The sequence below is a fragment of the Ruegeria sp. BG7 genome (assembly GCF_056535685.1).
Genome location: NZ_JBQFIU010000001.1, coordinates 2,798,875 through 2,814,712 on the forward strand (window position 1 = coordinate 2,798,875; position 15,838 = coordinate 2,814,712).

The 15,838-nt window shown below is 57.4% G+C and carries 17 protein-coding genes and 1 tRNA gene; 11 read left to right on the forward strand and 7 right to left on the reverse strand.

What is annotated here, in order from left to right:
* Positions 1–249 precede the first annotated feature (249 nt).
* Positions 250–325 (reverse strand) — tRNA-Ala (locus tag ACR3EH_RS13900).
* A 143-nt stretch (positions 326–468) separates the two neighbouring features.
* Positions 469–795 carry a TIGR02300 family protein gene (locus ACR3EH_RS13905; RefSeq protein ID WP_171186475.1) on the reverse strand — a complete coding sequence of 109 codons (327 nt, stop codon included), beginning with the start codon at positions 793–795 and terminating at the stop codon, positions 469–471.
* 100 nt (positions 796–895) lie between these two features.
* Between ACR3EH_RS13905 and ACR3EH_RS13910 the strand changes: the two genes are divergently transcribed.
* The 3 genes from ACR3EH_RS13910 to ACR3EH_RS13920 all read left to right on the forward strand — a co-directional run bounded on the left by ACR3EH_RS13910 (position 896) and on the right by ACR3EH_RS13920 (position 3,513).
* The gene (locus ACR3EH_RS13910) at positions 896–1,591 is read left to right on the forward strand and encodes a M48 family metallopeptidase (RefSeq protein ID WP_253746610.1); all 696 of its coding nucleotides are present in this window, start codon (positions 896–898) and stop codon (positions 1,589–1,591) included.
* A 30-nt stretch (positions 1,592–1,621) separates the two neighbouring features.
* Positions 1,622–2,269: a GntR family transcriptional regulator gene (locus ACR3EH_RS13915; RefSeq protein WP_171091790.1), complete on the forward strand. Its 648-nt coding sequence runs from the start codon at positions 1,622–1,624 to the stop codon at positions 2,267–2,269.
* A gap of 113 nt (positions 2,270–2,382) precedes the next feature.
* On the forward strand, positions 2,383–3,513 hold the full coding sequence (locus tag ACR3EH_RS13920) for a lytic murein transglycosylase (protein ID WP_171186471.1): 1,131 nt from the start codon (positions 2,383–2,385) through the stop codon (positions 3,511–3,513).
* Positions 3,514–3,516: 3 nt separating this feature from the next.
* Here ACR3EH_RS13920 and ACR3EH_RS13925 read toward each other — a convergent pair whose 3' ends face one another.
* Positions 3,517–4,479: an acetyl-CoA carboxylase carboxyltransferase subunit alpha gene (locus ACR3EH_RS13925; protein ID WP_171186468.1), complete on the reverse strand. Its 963-nt coding sequence runs from the start codon at positions 4,477–4,479 to the stop codon at positions 3,517–3,519.
* Between the two features lie 121 nt (positions 4,480–4,600).
* Between ACR3EH_RS13925 and ACR3EH_RS13930 the strand changes: the two genes are divergently transcribed.
* Positions 4,601–5,434, forward strand: coding sequence for an AraC family transcriptional regulator (locus tag ACR3EH_RS13930; protein WP_171186466.1), 834 nt, complete (start codon positions 4,601–4,603; stop codon positions 5,432–5,434).
* Between the two features lie 123 nt (positions 5,435–5,557).
* Here the strand turns inward: ACR3EH_RS13930 and ACR3EH_RS13935 are convergent, their stop codons facing one another.
* Positions 5,558–6,322 carry a DUF3299 domain-containing protein gene (locus ACR3EH_RS13935; RefSeq protein ID WP_171186464.1) on the reverse strand — a complete coding sequence of 255 codons (765 nt, stop codon included), beginning with the start codon at positions 6,320–6,322 and terminating at the stop codon, positions 5,558–5,560.
* A 351-nt stretch (positions 6,323–6,673) separates the two neighbouring features.
* Here ACR3EH_RS13935 and ACR3EH_RS13940 point away from each other — a divergent pair, with 351 nt between their 5' ends.
* Together ACR3EH_RS13940 and rpsD are read left to right on the forward strand one after the other, a co-directional pair.
* Positions 6,674–7,138, forward strand: coding sequence for a hypothetical protein (locus ACR3EH_RS13940; protein ID WP_171186462.1), 465 nt, complete (start codon positions 6,674–6,676; stop codon positions 7,136–7,138).
* Between the two features lie 242 nt (positions 7,139–7,380).
* Entirely contained in the window at positions 7,381–8,001 is a 621-nt protein-coding gene (rpsD, locus tag ACR3EH_RS13945; protein ID WP_171091779.1) for a 30S ribosomal protein S4, read from the forward strand.
* Positions 8,002–8,051: 50 nt separating this feature from the next.
* Here the strand turns inward: rpsD and ACR3EH_RS13950 are convergent, their stop codons facing one another.
* On the reverse strand, positions 8,052–8,954 hold the full coding sequence (locus tag ACR3EH_RS13950) for an AraC family transcriptional regulator (protein WP_216600453.1): 903 nt from the start codon (positions 8,952–8,954) through the stop codon (positions 8,052–8,054).
* 146 nt (positions 8,955–9,100) lie between these two features.
* Between ACR3EH_RS13950 and ACR3EH_RS13955 the strand changes: the two genes are divergently transcribed.
* The gene (locus ACR3EH_RS13955) at positions 9,101–9,925 is read left to right on the forward strand and encodes an SDR family oxidoreductase (protein WP_171186460.1); all 825 of its coding nucleotides are present in this window, start codon (positions 9,101–9,103) and stop codon (positions 9,923–9,925) included.
* 3 nt (positions 9,926–9,928) lie between these two features.
* On the opposite strand, the gene ACR3EH_RS13960 is transcribed toward ACR3EH_RS13955, so the two are convergent.
* Positions 9,929–10,390, reverse strand: coding sequence for an Lrp/AsnC family transcriptional regulator (locus ACR3EH_RS13960; protein WP_171186458.1), 462 nt, complete (start codon positions 10,388–10,390; stop codon positions 9,929–9,931).
* 102 nt (positions 10,391–10,492) lie between these two features.
* Here ACR3EH_RS13960 and ACR3EH_RS13965 point away from each other — a divergent pair, with 102 nt between their 5' ends.
* The 4 genes from ACR3EH_RS13965 to ACR3EH_RS13980 all read left to right on the forward strand — a co-directional run bounded on the left by ACR3EH_RS13965 (position 10,493) and on the right by ACR3EH_RS13980 (position 14,776).
* The gene (locus tag ACR3EH_RS13965) at positions 10,493–11,908 is read left to right on the forward strand and encodes an aminotransferase class V-fold PLP-dependent enzyme (RefSeq protein WP_171675636.1); all 1,416 of its coding nucleotides are present in this window, start codon (positions 10,493–10,495) and stop codon (positions 11,906–11,908) included.
* A gap of 65 nt (positions 11,909–11,973) precedes the next feature.
* On the forward strand, positions 11,974–13,059 hold the full coding sequence (gene hisC, locus ACR3EH_RS13970; protein ID WP_171186454.1) for a histidinol-phosphate transaminase: 1,086 nt from the start codon (positions 11,974–11,976) through the stop codon (positions 13,057–13,059).
* Entirely contained in the window at positions 13,056–13,976 is a 921-nt protein-coding gene (locus ACR3EH_RS13975) for a prephenate/arogenate dehydrogenase family protein (protein WP_171186452.1), read from the forward strand. Before hisC ends, ACR3EH_RS13975 begins: the two co-directional genes overlap by 4 nt.
* Positions 13,973–14,776 carry an extensin-like domain-containing protein gene (locus ACR3EH_RS13980; RefSeq protein WP_171186450.1) on the forward strand — a complete coding sequence of 268 codons (804 nt, stop codon included), beginning with the start codon at positions 13,973–13,975 and terminating at the stop codon, positions 14,774–14,776. Before ACR3EH_RS13975 ends, ACR3EH_RS13980 begins: the two co-directional genes overlap by 4 nt.
* Here the strand turns inward: ACR3EH_RS13980 and ACR3EH_RS13985 are convergent.
* A complete protein-coding gene (locus ACR3EH_RS13985) occupies positions 14,773–15,774 on the reverse strand; it encodes a DUF2125 domain-containing protein (protein ID WP_171186448.1) in 1,002 nt (333 codons plus the stop codon). The two genes, ACR3EH_RS13980 and ACR3EH_RS13985, sit on opposite strands and share 4 nt — an antisense overlap.
* Positions 15,775–15,838: the final 64 nt, after the last annotated feature.

Below are 15,838 nucleotides of genomic sequence, written 5' to 3' on the forward strand. Positions count from 1 at the left end.
CTCGTTACCAACGCAGAGTGTTCAGAATGTTGCCTATGTTCCTCACAGTGAAGGCCAACGCAACCATTTGATACCGCGTGAGCAACGCCAGCTATGCCGGTCAGGATGACCAGAAAGCTAACCAAAAGCACAAATGGGTATCGCCGGATGACCATGGTGCTGGACGCTACTGCACAGAAGCGTTCATGACAACGCCCAGCACTTCTTGCTAAGGGTTCTAGGTGTAGCGCTTGGTTTTGTGCAGGGTTTTGGTGGAGCCTAGGGGAGTCGAACCCCTGACCTCTTGCATGCCATGCAAGCGCTCTCCCAACTGAGCTAAGGCCCCATCATGGTACCGTCGACACGGTGAGCGGACGTTTATGAGACAGACGCGCCGAGTGCAAGTCCAAAAATGGAAATCACAGCAACTTTCCGTGCCGGCCTAAAGTCAAATGAAAAAGGCGACCCTTGGGGCCGCCTTCTGCTTGATCAGTTGTCGTCTTCCGAGGACATGTCGGTGATGTCGTCCAAAGATACGTCATCGCTATTGTCATCATCGTCGTCCAGCAGATCGTCATCCAGTTCGACATCGACATTATCGTCATCGTCCAGAACCAGATCTTCTTCCGACGCGTTTTCACGCGCTTTGACCGAAGCTGCATCTTCTGCATCCGCCGCGATCATGCGGCTTTTGGATGTTTCAAGCTCCACTATCTCGCCAGTGTAGGGGCTGATGATCGGGTCCTTGTTCAGGTCGTAAAACCGCTTACCGGTTGTCGGGCAAACGCGCTTTACGCCCCATTCTTCCTTGGGCATGTCAATTCCCCTTGATATCAGGTGAGTCGTCTAAATGATTCAGTCCACGTGCCACAGCTGGCGGGTACTGTCAAAGTCTTTGCGCAGGAGGTGTCGCGATATGGGAGAGCACGCATTGCCAGGGACGCCGCCGGTACCATTGAGGCTGCGCAAATCGGCCCGGGCGCGGCGTATCAGTTTGCGTATTTCCCAACTGGATGGGCGGGTTACGTTGACTTACCCGATCGGAGTACCTGAAACAGAGGCCCTTAGTTTTGCACGCACCAAGGAAGAGTGGATCCGGCAGCATTTGCAGGATCGGCCGGATATGGCCCGGGTTCAGTTTGGGCAAACGATCCCAATTGAAGGCATTGATCGGCGAATCGTTCCGGCAACTGGTCGTCGCGTGTTGCTTCAGGCACATGAAGTCGAGGTTCCTGAAGGTGCCGAGGCGCGGCGATTGGCCCGGTTTCTCAAGGAGCTGGCCCGAGACCGTTTGTCCGGTGCGTGTGATGACTATGCTGCGATGCTTGGACGCCCGTATACAACGCTCAGCCTGCGCGACACGCGGTCCCGCTGGGGATCCTGCAGCTCGCACGGTGGCTTGATGTTCTCGTGGCGTCTTATACTGGCACCGCCTGAAGTGTTGCATTACGTGGCGGCCCATGAAGTGGCGCATTTGGCTGAGATGAATCATTCGCGCGCGTTTTGGGAACAGGTCGAGAAGATCTTTGGCCCGTATCAGAAACCTCGCCGCTGGTTGCGCGATAATGGTGCCGAATTGCATCGCTACAGGTTTGACGCTGATCCGAGTTGACCTTGCGCCATTTTGTGATCACATAAGTGGATGATAAGCGCGCGCTCTTCCGAAACCCAAACTGCCACACATGACCGGGTGTACCGGGCTCTGCGATCCAGAATCATGCATGGTGAGATGGCACCGGGTCAGGCTCTGACCTTGCGCGGCATTGGGAAGGAGTTCGGCGTCTCGATGACGCCAGCGCGCGAGGCGGTACGCCGTCTGGCTGCTGAAGGTGCGCTGTTCCTGTCGACCTCGGGCCGCGTTTCGACCCCTGAGCTGACAAATGACCGGATCGAGGAGTTGGCGGCGTTGCGTGCGCTGCTAGAGGTCGAGTTGGCCAGCCGGGCATTGCCTCGCGCGCATATCGCACTGATTGATAGGTTGCAGAGCATCAATATGACCGTTGCTGAAATGGTGACCAAGCGGGATGCGGTTGGCTATATTCGGTCGAATCTGGAGTTTCACCGCACATTGTATCTGCGCGCACAAGCGCCTGCGATGCTGGCCATTGCTGAAACGGTCTGGTTGCAATTGGGACCAACAATGCGGGCGTTGTATGGGCGTCTACGGCGGACCGAGCCCCCGCATTATCACAAGCTGATCATTGCTGCGCTAAAGGCCGGGGACGAGCCCGGTTTGCGGCTGGCGGTACGCTCGGATGTAACGCAGGGGTTGCGTTTGCTGGTAAGCTGAGCGGCTTCCCGCCGACATCACAATGCTGCCCATTCACGGCATCACGCTTCTGGCTTGTGGGGTTCTGCTGAGGTACGCTTGTGCCAAATCACAAACAAGAGCAGACCCCAACCATGATTACACGCCGTGCCTTTTCTATTTGCCTTGGATCATCGCTATTGGCTGCCTGTTCGGGCGGCAGTGCTCCGTCAAGCGCCCCTGCATCGCGCATGCGGGCGGTTCCAAACGCTGGTTGGGACGCCTGGGTTGCCGGGTTCAAGACCCGCGCGTCTTCGCAAGGAATTTCACAGACCACACTTGATCAGGCATTCCGCGGGGCAGGGTATCTGCCCGACGTAATCGAACGCGACCGCAACCAGGTCGAATTCAAGCGCTCGCTCGAGGATTATCTAGCCATTGCTGCATCGGATGAACGGATTGAAACCGGTCAAAAGATGCTTCGACAGTATAACGGTACCCTGTCGCAGATCGAAGCGCAGTATGGCGTGGACAAGGAAGTTGTCGTGGCCGTGTGGGGTCTGGAAAGTCGCTATGGTGCGCGTCGCGGCGATGTGCCCGTGATCTCAGCCACTTCGACGCTGGCCTATGACGGACGGCGCGGCGCGTTTTTTGAAAAGCAACTGGTCGCGGCGCTGCGCATTCTGCAAGAGGGCGACACAACACCCGCTAACATGACTGGCAGCTGGGCCGGGGCAATGGGGCATACGCAGTTCATTCCGACCTCATACCTTGCCTATGCGGTGGATTTCACCGGTGACGGGCGGCGCGATATCTGGTCCGAAGATCCGACGGACTCGCTGGCTTCTACGGCGTCGTATCTGGCGCGCGCCGGTTGGGTGCGGGGTCAACCTTGGGGTGGAGAAGCTGGGACCGTGTCCGGCACACCCGTCGCTGTGTTGCAACCTCAGACACCGGGGCCTCGTATTGCTGTGTTCCGCAATTTTCAAGTGATCAAGCGCTATAACAACTCGGACAGCTACGCGATTGGTGTGGGCCATCTGGCAGACAGGATCGCAGGTGGCGCGCCGTTTCAGGCCTCGTTCGGACCGGACGCAAATGGTCTGACGTTGGAGGACCGTAAAGAGTTGCAACGCCAGCTGACATCCGCCGGGTATGACACCAAAGGCGCAGATGGGGTGATCGGCAAGAATACCACATCCGCCATCAGCGCTTATCAAAGCGCAAATGGCTTGCCTGTCACGGGTGAACCTTCGATTGGTTTGCTGCGCCGCTTGGGCGGCTGACGGTTACGCCGCCAGCCCTTTTGAACCGATATCCAGGAATTTCTGACGGCGGTCCTGAATCAGGGCCGCTGCATCTTTGCCGTCCAGCTCTTGCAGCATGGCGGTGATGGCCGAGCGTACGGCTTCCACGGCTGCCGGGCGGTTGCGATGCGCGCCGCCTTTAGGCTCGGTGATGATCCGGTCGCACACGCCCAGCTTATAAAGGTCCTGCGCGGTCAGACGCAGCGCTTCGGCCGCTTCGCGCATCTTTTCTGCGTCTTTCCACAAGATCGATGCGCAGCCTTCGGGCGAGATCACCGAATAGACCGAGTGTTCCAACATTGCGACGCGGTTTGCTGTCGCAAAGGCCACAGCGCCGCCTGACCCACCTTCACCAATGATGACCGAGACCAAAGGCACGCCGATCTTCAGGCACATCTCAGTCGAACGCGCGATGGCTTCTGACTGGCCACGTTCCTCGGCCCCTTTGCCGGGGTAGGCGCCGGCAGTATCGATCAAGGTGATGACCGGCAGTCCAAAACGTCCGGCCATCTCCATCAGGCGAACGGCCTTGCGATACCCTTCTGGTCGGGCCATGCCAAAATTACGCTCAATCCGCGATTTGGTGTCCGAGCCTTTTTCGTGTCCAATCACCATCACCGGCTGATCGTTGAATCGTGCCAGGCCACCAATCACGGCCAGATCGTCGGCGAAGTTGCGGTCTCCTGCCAGCGGTGTGAATTCAGTGAACAGCGCATCCACATAGTCGTTGCAATGCGGACGTTCCGGATGACGCGCCACCTGGCATTTCCGCCAGGGGGTCAGATCGGCATAAAGCTCGTCCAGCAACTTGGAGGCTTTGGTGTCCAAAGCGGCCGCTTCTTCGGCCACGTCCATTTCTTCGTTTGCGCGGGCCAGCGCGCGCAGCTCTTCAGCTTTGCCTTCGATCTCGGCCAGCGGTTTTTCGAAATCCAGATACTGGGTCATGACGCCTCTCAACGCGGAAGTTCTTTGCTATATGACCTGACGTTCGCCGGGATGCAACTCAGCAAGATTTGTGGGCTCGGGATATGCGACTACGGATTGGCAGCAAGAAGGAACGACACGGATGCCCACCAGCTATGAAGACCGCGTGTTGCGCGTACTGGCGTATATCCATGACAACCCCGCCGGGGACTTGTCTTTGGATGCGCTTGCTGACGTGGCGGCGATGTCACGGTTTCACTGGCACCGGGTGTTTCGCGCCCTGACCGGCGAAACCTGTGCACAGGCGGTGCGCCGTGTGCGCTTGCACCGTGCGGCCACATGGCTGGTACAGTCAGATAAAGCGATTTCTGATATCGCGTTATCTGTCGGGTATCCCAATCCAAGTTCCTTTGCGCGCGCCTTTTCCGAGGCTTATGGCAGCAGTCCCGCTGCCTTTCGCAAGGCGGGTCAATTTCTTCCCGCTCATCCTGATTTCAAAACCGGAGGATATCCGATGCATCCTGTTACCACACGTACTGAACCCGCCCGCCGTGTTGTCGCGCTGCCGCATAAAGGGGCCTATTCCGAGATCGGCAAAAGCTTTGAAGCGTTTGGGGCCATGTGCGAATCCCGTCAGCTATGGCCGCAGATTGGGCCTGTGCTTGCGTTGTATTTTGATAGCCCCGATGACGTGCCAGAAGATCAACTGCGCAGCTATGCAGGGGCTGAGTTCCGGGGTGAAAACACCCCTGAAGGCCTGGACGAACTATCGATTCCGGGCGGCAAGACGGCTGTGCTGACCTACAAAGGGCCATATTCAGGGATCGCGGCGGCCTATCACAGCCTGTTCGGCAATTGGCTGCCGGAGTCTGGTGAAGAACCTGCGGATCAACCTTGCTACGAGATTTACCTCAACGATCCGCGCGATACAGCGCCCGAGGATTTGCTGACCGAGATCTGCTTACCTTTGAAGTGATCTACGACGATTCGGCAGGGTTCGTTCGGGACCCTGTCGGTTTCTCTTTATCGAAGTTGCGGGCATTTAACACCGAAACAGAAAAGCGCGGCAAAGGGGCTTCCTTAAGGCTTGTACCGTTAATCAGTCGACTGACCCCAAGCCTCCGGTCTTACGATGATCCGCCGCGCGGATACGATCCAGCAGGGTTTGGTTCCATTCCGGATTTTCTTCAGGTGAGGCCAGTGGATAGACCTGATCAACTTCCAGCAGAAACGTCGCGCGCATCGGCATCAGGCCATCCACGACCACCATCTGCTCTTCTGTGGGTGCAATCGACAGCACCCCAGTCAAACGTACCGGTTCATGGTAGTAGGTCGGTGCCCAGTCGCCGTTCAGCAGCACGCGGATCATCTGGTTTGGCGGTGGCGGGGGCCTGTGGCTACACATTCCTGGCTCGGGCACCAGATAAGCGACAGGATGACCATCTGCATCTGGTGGCGCGGGAATCGCAAAACCGTCCAGTGTGATGGTTTGACCATCATGCAATGGGTTGCCGGCTGTTCCCGCAACTGTGCGCCTCTGGATGACAGCCTCGCGCTGGTTCAGCATCCAGTCGACGTCTATCTGATCTTGGGCCAGCGCGGTTTCTGTCTCGTTCAGCAACTCTTGCCATTTGGCGCGTTCTTCGGCGCTGCCGGCATTCTGTTGCAACCTGACCCGTAAGCGTACGGCAAACTGTAGGTCGTCCATCTGTTCGGCGCTGAGGTCGCGAAAAGGGTCTTCAAACACCTGCGCGGAGGGGGCGGGAAGGTCAGACCATTCAAGCGCAATTCCGGATGCCGCGACCGAGGGTTGCGTTGCAAAGGCCAGCGCGGCCATTATTGCATACCTGAGCCAGTTCCGCATGCACCTTCTCCAAAACGATCATCGTTAGAATAGATTTAGGCCATTCCAGCGCAGTCTTGTAGGTCGCTTCGGTTTTTGTGATGTCGCTTGCCGCGCGCGCGTGGATCAGCTTTTTCCGGAGTCTCGGGTATCAATTGGATACTTGCTGGAAACATCTATGCAATTCGGCTTGCAAAGGGAATTTGTCATGAAGCCTTTGACGCTGCAGCAAAACTTTGGGTGCACTTCACAGGGTTGTGATTCACATATGCAACATTCTCGTGAATGCTGCAATTCCGTCTCTTTTCCGCCGAAATTTGTGCTGATAAGCGTTGGATTAGTGTTGGGGTGGTAAAAAGTGCGAGTGGGCAGATGAGAGCCGGTGCAAACGGTCAAATAGCCATTTCATGGAAGCAGACAGAGCTTGATGAGCTCGAAGCGCCGCCTTGGGCGTTTCTGGTCGTTGGAGCAGCGTGGTCCTGGCGGGGTCAGGCCGTTTTCCTGAATAATGACGTCGAGCAGGCAATTGAGCGATCCGGCAGTGCAGGTGCGATTACATCTGTGACAAAGGATCGGTTCGCAGTTGTTCGTGATGTTACCGGAGAGGTGTGCGGCTCAGTCGTGTTGACCAACGGTGCACAGCGGTTCAGAGCGGATCTGGTCGTACAAGAGGGCGAAATTGACCCGACATTTGTGTTTGTCGACGGATGTCCGCCACGGGATCAGGCATTTTGGGTCAGCGAAGTAAATGACTTCGCTGCATCAACATTTGCTCAGCCTACTTATGACTCGACAGTTGTAAGCTTTCCACGTCAGGCCGCATCGCGGCAGACCTAAGCCCAATCGCTACCCGGCTTTCCGCTGGCGGGTTACGGGCCGCACTCTTTCGATGCGTTTGCACTTAGCTACATCCCTTTCTGATTTCGCTTATTGACTCTGTGAACTCTGCGGATATAAGCGCGGCTTCATTGGTGTTGGTGGCCCCCGCAAGGGGATGCCTGTCATGGGGGAAACCTCAAGAGGACAACGCCCTTCATAGTGGCCCTTTAGGGCTTCGTTCAAGACGAAGGAGATCAGCCGTGACCAAACGCACGTCTGCCAAGTACAAAATCGACCGCCGGATGGGCGAAAACATCTGGGGTCGTCCGAAATCCCCGATCAACCGTCGTGAATACGGCCCCGGCCAGCACGGCCAGCGCCGCAAGGGCAAACTGTCGGACTTCGGTCTGCAGCTGCGCGCCAAGCAGAAGCTGAAAGGCTACTATGGCGACCTGACCGAGAAGCAGTTCCGCCGCATTTATGCCGAAGCCGAGCGTGTCAAAGGCGACACCGGTGAAAACCTGATCGGTCTGCTGGAGCGCCGCCTGGACGCCGTTGTCTACCGCGCCAAGTTCGTTCCGACCGTTTTTGCTGCACGTCAATTCGTGAACCACGGCCACGTCAAAGTGAACGGTAAGCGGGTTAACATCCCCAGCTACCGCGTCAAAGAAGGCGACGTGATCGAAGTGCGTGACAAGTCCAAGCAACTGGCCATCGTTTTGGAAGCTGCTGCTCTGGCCGAGCGTGACGTGCCCGATTACATCGACGCTGACCACTCGAAAATGACCGCGACTTTCGTCCGCGCACCGGGCCTGAGCGATGTGCCTTATCCGGTGATGATGGAACCGAACCTGGTCGTCGAATTCTACGCGAAGAACTAATCTTCGCCGACACCAAGAATTTCGAGGCCGCGCAAGTTGCGCGGCCTTTTTTATGCCGCGCTTTGCGCTCCAAGGTCTTGCCGTGGAGAAACTCCAAATTTGCGGGAGTACTCGCGGCTGAATTGGGTCGGGCTTTCATACCCCACGTCAAAGGCCGCTTGCGAAACACTGAGCGATCCATGAGACAGTAGGCGGCGCGCCTCCAGCAATCTGAGTTCTTTTTGGTATTGCAGTGGTGATCTGGCGGTCACCTCTTTGAAATGCGTGTGAAAGGCGGAAACGCTCATGCCGGCAATTTGCGCAAGCTCGGACACGGGCAGTGAGGTTTTGAAATCCGTTTGGATAACGTCAATGACCCGCGCGATCCGGCTGGCTGCACTGTCACGCCATAGCATTTGCCGCAGCATTCCGCCGTGATCGGCCTGTAGCAACCTGTAATGGATCTCACGGCTGATCATCGGGGCCAGAACCTTTGCCTCGATCGGGCTCTGGCTGGCACGAAACAGGCGGGTCATAGCATCGATCAGATCTGGTGAGGCTTGGGATGCCGCCAGGCTATGCGCCGCTTCAATTTTTCCGGGAGTGGATCCGACCTCATCATATAGGCTGCGCAAGGTGGACAGATCGAGTGAAAGAACGAGGCCGACATAGGGTGCCTGACGGCTGGCTTCAGTTACGGCTGCCATGACGGGAACTGAATGGCTGACGATCAGGGAGTCCCCGGCTCCGAAATGGATAAGCCGATTGCCAATACGTGTTTCTTTCTGCCCTTGTAGAACCAGGCAGACAATAGGTTCATAAACCTGCGCGTCGATGGACTTGGTTTTAACGTCGTGCAGAAGCGCAAAGCCTTCGAGCGCAGTCGGGTAAAATGGCGCGTCTTCTGCTTCTTTTGCCACAAAATTGCAGATTTCCGTGATCAGTTCGGATTGACTCAGTTTGGTCTTTCTCATGTGCTTAGTATATTTAGCGGAAAACTTGGCGGCCAGTAGAATTCCGAAAAGCTGGAGAATTAGGCAAGTAATGCGGAGAATTTGGCAGGCGCGGAATGGAAGAACAGCATATGTCTCGGGCAGGCTAATCACTTCGGAGAAAGATCATGGCACAGACCATCCTCATCACCGGCGCGTCGTCTGGTATCGGCAAAGTCACGGCTCTACGGTTTCAAAAGCAAGGTTGGAACGTCATTGCCACCATGCGCAGCCCGGAAAAGGAAACCGAGCTATCGCAACTGGAAAACGTTCTGGTTACGCGTCTGGACGTAACCGACGAAGCCTCAATCACAGCGGCCGTTGCAGAAGGGATCGCGCGGTTCGGCCAGATCGATGTTCTGCTGAACAATGCGGGGTATGGGGCCTATGGGCCGTTGGAGGCGTTCCCGTTGGACCGCATTCGTCGGCAATTCGACACCAACGTCATCGGTCTGCTGGCCGTAACCAAAGCGGTATTGCCGCATATGCGGGCGAACGGCTCTGGCTGCATTGTGAACATTTCTTCCATCGGCGGTCAGATCACCTTCCCGCTTGGGGCGCTGTATCACGGCACGAAGTTCGCAGTCGAAGGTCTATCAGAGTCGCTGCACTACGAACTCGCTGCGGCTGGCATCAAGGTCAAGATTGTCGAGCCCGGGCTGATCGCCACAGATTTCGGCGGCCGCTCGTTTGATTTCGTTAATGATGAAAGTATGACGGAATACCAGCCGGTGGTTCAGGCCCTGTTCGGCACCTGGGGCTCTGAAGAGATGGCATCGCGCACCTCACCACCCAGCGTTGTGGCCGACGTGATCTGGGAAGCGGTGACCGATGGGACTGACACCTTGCGGTATCGCGCGGGCGAAGATGCGGTCGAATATCTCGACAACCGTAAGGCGCTGGACGATGCAACCTTCATCGGTGGAATGAAAACGATGCTCGGGCTGGCCTGAGGTCTAGATCGGCAGCGGTCGCCCTTCGGCGATCGCTTCCATCGCGAAATACGAGGTCACACTGTCCAGTTCGACCTTTTCGATCAGGCGTTGGTAGACCTTGTCGTAAGACGCCATATCTTCAGTGACGACTTTCAACTGGTAATCGTAATCGCCGCCAATACGGTGAAAATCCACGACTTCTGGGATTGTCAGAACATGGCTGCGAAACGCCTGAAGCCATTCGGCCGAATGATGCCGCGTGCGCAGCATGACAAAGACCACTAAGCTCAGCCCTAGTTTCTCGCGCGCGATACGAGCGGTGGATCCAATCAGGACGCCATCTTCGTTGAGGGCCTTCAATCGCCGCCAGCAGGCATTTTGAGAAAGACCAACGCGATCTGCCAATTCCCGTTGGGATAGGGTGGCGTCCTTTTGCAGTTCTTTCAGAATGCGCGTGTCAATTTGATCTAATTTTGAACCCATACTTGATCATATGACACAAAAGTTTCGAAATCTACGCAAAGATAGGTGAAGTTTCCCCGGTGCGAATAAATCACATTGGTTGGGCAGTTAGGAGCCCATGCCATGACCCTGTCCAAATTTCGTGCGGATCTTTGTTCGACCACTCACAATTCCAACCTGCGCGATGGGTTGATCGGAGAAAATGTTCTGATCCCGGGTCTGCTTGGGGACGTACCGCTTGTCTATGCGGATTACGTCGCTTCGGGCCGTGCATTGCGCCAAGTGGAAGACTATGTCGCGCAGCATGTGTTGCCGTTCTACGCGAACAGCCATACCGAGGCCTCCTACTGCGGTTCTTACATGACACGTCTGCGTCGCGAGGCGCGCAATGAGATAGCCCGCCTTATTGGTGCGAGGGGAGAAGACGCGGTGATCTTCACCGGGTCCGGTGCCACGGCGGGGCTCAACCGGTTGGTCAGTTTGATGGGAGTGGAAGAGGCTGACCAGCCGGTTGTTTTAATCGGACCTTACGAACACCATTCAAACATTCTGCCATGGCGCGAGAGCAAGGCGCAGGTCATCGAAATCCCTGAAGACGAAAGTGGGGGTGTGGATTTGCAAGCGCTGGAATCTGCTCTTGAGGCTCATGCAGATGCCGATCTGTTAATCGGGTCATTCTCAGCGGCGTCTAACGTGACCGGCATCATAACCGACCCTGATCCCGTAACGCGCTTGCTCAAGGCACATGGGGCTTTGGCCGTTTGGGACTATGCCGGCGGTGGGCCGTATCTGCCGATGGATATGGGGCCAGCTGATGCCCGTAAGGATGCGATTGTGGTGTCGCCACACAAGTTCCCGGGTGGTCCGGGCGCATCGGGTGTTTTGGTCGTAAACCAAACTGCTGCGCAGCGGGATTGCCCAAGCTGGCCCGGTGGCGGCACCGTCAGTTTTGTATCACCCTGGCGCCACGATTACAGCGCCGATCTGTCAACGCGGGAAGAGGCCGGAACGCCGAATGTGATCGGAGACATCCGTGCGGCGCTGGCGTTCATCGTGAAGGATGTGATTGGAACAAAGGAAATTGCCGAGCGCGAGGCGCAGTTCAACCAGATGGCTCTGGAAGGTTGGCAGGACAACCCGCACCTGACTTTGCTTGGGGTCGATAACCCGCATCGCTTGCCGATCTTCTCGTTCCTTGTTCGCGACAATGCTGGACAACCGGTGCATCAGCAGCTGTTCACCCGGATGCTCAGCGACATCTATGGGATTCAGGCGCGCGGTGGCTGTGCCTGCGCAGGGCCATACGCGCATCGCTTGCTGGGTATTGATCGTAAAGCTTCAGAGGCGTTGCACGCGGCCTTGTCTGCGGGGGAAGAGATGAAGAAGCCCGGCTGGGTACGGCTGAATTTCTCGTATCTGATGAGCGAGGAAACGGTTCAGTTCATCATCGACAGCGTTAATGACCTGTCCCGTCGGACCGAAGAATTTGCGCCGTATTACGATGCCGACCCGGCGACCGCGCGCTTCAAAGCCGCATGATGGAATTGCCGCTTTTCTCAACCCGTTGAGACAGGTATGAGAGGCCCATTCAACGGAGCCTCTCAATGACCAAGATCACCCCACAACCCGGCATTATGGACATCGCGCTGTATCAGGGCGGCCAGTCGCATGTGGCCGGGGTGGAGCACGTGATCAAGCTGAGCTCGAACGAAAACCCGTTTGGGCCAAGCCCCAAGGCGATTGAGGCGGTACGCGACAGCGCCGCAACTTTGCACCGCTATCCAAGCACGGATCATGCAAGCCTGCGCGCGGCCATCGGCGCGCGCCACGGGCTGGATCCGGCGCGGATCATCTGCGGGGTCGGCAGCGACGAGGTGCTGCAATTCATCGCTCAGGCCTATGCGGGGCCGGGGGATGAGGTGGTATATACCGAGCACGGGTTTTCGATGTACCCAATCATCGCCCGCATGGCGGGCGCGACGCCGGTCATGGTGGCCGAGCGCGACCGCAAGGTGGATGTGGATGCCATTTTGTCGGCAGTGACAGGGCAGACGCGGATCGTGTTTGTTACCAACCCGGGCAATCCGACCTCGACCATGATCTCGAATGACGAACTGGAACGGCTTGCACAGGGGCTGCCTGACACATGCCTGATGGTTCTGGACGGGGCCTATGCCGAGTTTGTGGATGGGTTCGACGGCGGTGCATCGCTTGTGGACGCCTATGAGAATGTCATCATGACCCGGACTTTTTCCAAAGTTTACGGGCTGGGTGGAATGCGGGTTGGCTGGGGCTATGCGCACCAATCAATTATCGATGTGCTGAACCGGGTGCGCCAGCCATTCAACCTGTCACTCACTGCTTTGGCTGCGGCTGAGGCTGCGGTGAACGATGTCGAGTTTCTGTCCTTTTGCCAATCGGAGAACGCACGTCTGCGTGTGTGGTTGGCAGAGGAACTTGCCAAGATCGACGTGCCCTCTGACCCGTCCTGCACCAATTTCATCCTTGCACGGTTTGCTGATCAGGCCGAGGCAGAAGCCTGCGACGACTACCTCAAAACGCAGGGTTTGATTGTCCGCCGGGTTGCGGGCTACAACCTGCCGAACGCCTTGCGGATCACCGTCGGCGACGAAGAAGCCTGCCGCCGAGTGGTTGCGGCGATCACTGCATTTAAGAAGGGCGCAGCATGAGCCAGATTTACGACCGTGTTGCGCTGATCGGGCTGGGCCTGATTGCTTCGTCCATGTTCTGGGCCATCAAAAGGGCAGGGCTGGCCGGTGAAGTCACAGGCTATGCCCGGTCCGAGGCCACGCGGGACACTGCGCGCAGGATCGGACTTTGCGACCGCGTGTGCGATACCGTGCAAGAGGCAGTTGAGGGCGCCGATCTGGTTGTACTCTGTGTCCCGGTCGGGGCGATGGGGGCTGTCGCAGAAGAAATTGCACCCGTTTTGAAACCCGGCGCGACAGTATCGGATGTCGGATCGGTCAAGCGCCACGTGATCGACGCTGTGCAGCCGCACATCCCCGAAGCCGTGCATTTTATCCCGGCACACCCGTTGGCAGGGACCGAACATTCCGGCCCGGAATCTGGCTTTGCAGAACTATTTGACAACCGCTGGTGTCTGCTGGTCCCGGTCGAGAACTCGAACCCCGAGGCGATTGCCCGCCTACGTGCGTTGTGGGAAGGCATGGGGTCAAATGTCGATGAGATGGACGCCGATCACCATGATCTGGTGTTGGCCGTGACCTCTCATGCGCCGCACCTGATTGCCTATACAATGGTTGGTGTTGCAGACGATCTGCGACGCGTAACCGACAGTGAAGTCATCAAATATTCGGCCGCTGGTTTCCGGGACTTCACCCGCATCGCAGCATCCGACCCGACCATGTGGCGGGATGTTTTCCTGTCCAACAAGGATGCGACGCTGGAAATTCTGGGCCGCTTCACCGAAGAGCTGTTTGCTCTGCAACGGGCCATCCGGACCGGCGACGGAGAGCATTTGTTTGACTACTTCACCCGCACCCGTGCTATTCGTCGCGGCATTATCGATGCGGGGCAGGACACGGATGCTCCGGACTTCGGACGAGGGAAAGCGGGTTCATGAAGCTAGGCTGGAGGCACGTTCTGATCGGGGTTTTGGCCGCTGCGGCTATGACGTCACGGGCTGCGCCTTTGGAACAATCCCTTGTGCCTTTGACGCGCCCGGCGTCGGACCAGACCGCATTGACAGCCGCTTCTCAACCCACAGTGCGGCCGATGCCTCGCCCGATCGCGCCGCAGGTCACAGCCGCCGCAATACGCCCGTCGGATGTGCCGCTCAGACCCTTGATGCGCCCCAAATGGCTGGAACAAGAGGTGCTGTTCAAAAAGCGCAAGCTGCGGAAAAGCTCAGTTTGCGGTGACATCGCAATTCAGGGCAAACCCGTGGGTCGGGTCGGCAAAAAAAGCTCAGCTTGTGGCGTTAAAGATGCAGTTCAGATCACTTCGGTTTCGGGCGTCGTGCTCAGCCGTCCTTCGACAATGGATTGCGGCACCGCGATTGCGCTGAACAAATGGGTCGACAAAACGGTCAAGCCTACCTTCAAGCGTCGTGGCCCTGTGATCGAATTGCAAGTGGCTGCCCATTACGCTTGTCGGACGCGTAACAATCGAAAAGGCGCGCGGATTTCTGAGCATGGCAAGGGGCGCGCGATCGATATATCTGGGTTCAAAATGGCAGATGGAGAGGTAGTGACCGTTCTGAACGGTTGGCGCAAGAACCCCTCGCAGAAACAACTCAAGAAAATCTGGCGCGGCGCGTGTGGGCCATTTGGCACCGTTCTGGGTCCCAATTCAGACCGCTATCACCGGGATCATTTCCATCTGGACACGGCCCGCTATCGCAGCGGACCTTATTGTCGCTAACGCAGGATCAGGCGAGGGGCAGGTCCCAAGGGCAAAGGTCCAAGTGCCACAAACCCGTCGCGGAAGTTTAACCGCAAGTCCAGTGCATTCGGGTTCCCACCTAGCCCAGCCATAAAGTTGAGCGCGCGCGTAACCGGATCGACGGCCTGATCCGGCAGGGCACCCGCTGCATTTGCCATGGCGATCATGTCCCGCCAATTTTCCGCTTTGACCGCTATCTCTCCTGTTGGGATTCCTTGCGCATCCACATCCAGTGCACCGGTCGCAAACAACCTGAGCCCACCCCACTTGGCCTCGGCGAGCTTTAGATCGATCCTGACCGGCTGAGGACGACCCTGTTCCAGCGCAGACCGGTCCCAGGGCTTGTCGAATGCTGCCACCATATCCAATTCCAGCGTATCGAAGGACTGCGGCAGCGAAGTGGCGGTTTCCATAAGGTTGCGCAGGTCATCACCGGGCGTGAAGCCATCCACGCGAACAACCATGCTATAAGCCTCGGGCGTTGCGGTTTGTTCCATCAGCAGTTCCAGCGTTCCGCCTGCGGCCAACGCCTGCGCGTTCTCGGTGATGGACCAGGGGCCTGCTGTCAGTGCCATTTTTTCCAAAACCAGCGCAACGCCGGGCCGCAATTGCAAGTGCGCCTGCAGCGCGTCTGCCTCGATCGTTGCGGTCTGGTCAAAGTAAGACAGGCGCTGCGGTGTATCGGCAAAGCGCAGGATCTGACGTCCGGGCCAGATCGCGGGGCTTTCAAATTCAACCCAATCTGCGCTCCAGGCGGTGCCCGTTACTGGGTCGGCAAGGGCTGGATTGTTCAACCGTGTCGTGTGGTGGGTCGGATAACCCGCCGTGGCAGCGTCCGAGAAGTCCGCTTGCCAGCCCAGCTCTTGCTGCTGATCAAACCAACCGGTGATGGCATTGCGCAACCCATATCCGGCAATGAACCAATATGCGCTCCACAGAACGGCGATAAAGATGAACACTCGTAATAGACGACGCATGAGCTTTGGCCCTTTTTCCTGCCTCGGATTTGATGTTTATAGGCCGAAACAGGCAAGGACCAGT